Source organism: Limnohabitans sp. DM1 (genome assembly GCF_001269385.1).
Lineage (GTDB): Bacteria > Pseudomonadota > Gammaproteobacteria > Burkholderiales > Burkholderiaceae_C > Limnohabitans_A.
In genome coordinates this window covers 1-2,115 of the sequence record NZ_CXOO01000008.1, presented here as the reverse complement: position 1 = coordinate 2,115, position 2,115 = coordinate 1, and the positions used below count along the sequence as shown (strand labels likewise).

The following is a 2,115-nucleotide window of genomic DNA, read 5'->3' as shown; positions in this document are numbered from 1 at the left end:
CGGTGGCGATGGCAATGACAGCATAGACGGCGGTAAAGGCGACGACTCGATTGACGGTGGCGAAGGTAWCGACATCGTTGAAGGCGGTAATGGCAACGACTCGATCARCGGCGGCGAAGGYAACGACATCGTTGAWGGTGGCGATGGCGCAGACACCATTGACGGCGGAAATGGCAACGACTCGATCAACGGCGGCGAAGGTAATGACATCGTTGATGGTGGCGATGGCGCAGACWCCATTGACGGCGGTAATGGCGACGACTCGATCAACGGCGGCGAAGGTAATGACATCGTTGACGGTGGCGATGGCGCAGACACCATTGACGGCGGTAATGGCAACGACTCGATCAACGGCGGCGAAGGTAATGACATCGTTGATGGTGGCGATGGCGCAGACTCCATTGACGGCGGTAATGGCAACGACTCGATCAACGGCGGCGAAGGTAACGACATCGTTGATGGTGGCGATGGTGCAGACACCATTGACGGTGGTAATGGTGCCGACTCCATTGACGGCGGTAATGGCGACGACTCGATCAATGGCGGCGAAGGTAACGACATCGTTGACGGTGGCGATGGCGCAGACACCATTGACGGCGGTAATGGCGACGACTCGATCAACGGYGGCGAAGGTAACGACATCGTTGATGGTGGCGATGGCGCAGACACCATTGACGGCGGTAATGGCGACGACTCGATCAACGGCGGCGAAGGYAACGACATCGTTGATGGTGGCGATGGCGCAGACACCATTGACGGCGGTAATGGCAACGACTCGATCAACGGCGGCGAAGGTAACGACATCGTTGATGGTGGCGATGGTGCAGACACCATTGACGGTGGTAATGGTGCCGACTCCATTGACGGCGGTAATGGCGACGACTCGATCAATGGCGGCGAAGGTAACGACATCGTTGACGGTGGCGATGGCGCAGACACCATTGACGGCGGTAATGGCAACGACTCGATCAACGGCGGCGAAGGCAACGACATCGTTGACGGTGGGGACGGTGCCGACACCATTGACGGCGGTAATGGAGACGACTCGATCAACGGCGGYGAAGGCAACGACATCGTTGACGGTGGCGACGGCAATGACAGCTTAGACGGCGGTAATGGCGACGACTCGATCAACGGCGGCGAAGGTAACGACATCGTTGATGGTGGCGATGGCGCAGACACCATTGACGGCGGTAATGGCGACGACTCGATCAACGGCGGCGAAGGCAACGACATCGTTGACGGTGGCGACGGCAATGACAGCTTAGACGGCGGTAATGGCGACGACTCGATCAACGGGGGCGAAGGTAACGACATCGTTGAAGGCGGTAATGGCAACGACTCGATCAGCGGCGGCGAAGGCAACGACATCGTTGAAGGTGGCGATGGCGCAGACACCATTGACGGCGGAAATGGCAACGACTCGATCAACGGCGGCGAAGGTAATGACATCGTTGATGGTGGCGATGGCGCAGACACCATTGACGGCGGAAATGGCAACGACTCGATCAACGGCGGCGAAGGTAACGACATCGTTGATGGTGGCGATGGTGCAGACACCATTGACGGCGGTAATGGCAACGACTCGATCAACGGCGGTGAAGGCAACGACATCGTTGACGGTGGCGATGGCGCAGACACCATTGACGGYGGTAATGGCAACGACTCTATCAACGGCGGTGAAGGCAACGACATCGTTGATGGTGGCGATGGCGCAGACACCATTGACGGCGGTAATGGCAACGACTCGATCAACGGCGGCGAAGGCAACGACATCGTTGACGGTGGGGACGGTGCCGACTCCATTGACGGCGGTAATGGAGACGACTCGATCAATGGCGGCGAAGGCAACGACATCGTTGGCGGTGGCGATGGTGCAGACACCATTGACGGCGGTAATGGCAACGACTCGATCAACGGCGGCGAAGGTAACGACATCGTTGACGGTGGCGATGGYGCAGACACCATTGACGGYGGTAATGGCRACGACTCGATCAACGGCGGYGAAGGYAACGACATCGTTGACGGTGGCGATGGCRMWGACWSCWTAGACGGCGGTAATGGMGACGACTCGATCAACGGCGGCGAAGGTAACGACATCGTTGACGGTGGCGA

Annotated in this window: 1 protein-coding gene; it reads left to right on the top strand. The window is 58.7% G+C overall.

Annotated features, from left to right (window positions below; genetic code table 11):
* The coding region (locus tag AMM33_RS01240; protein WP_369802381.1) for a calcium-binding protein at positions 1-2,115 on the top strand (2,115 nt) is incomplete at both ends.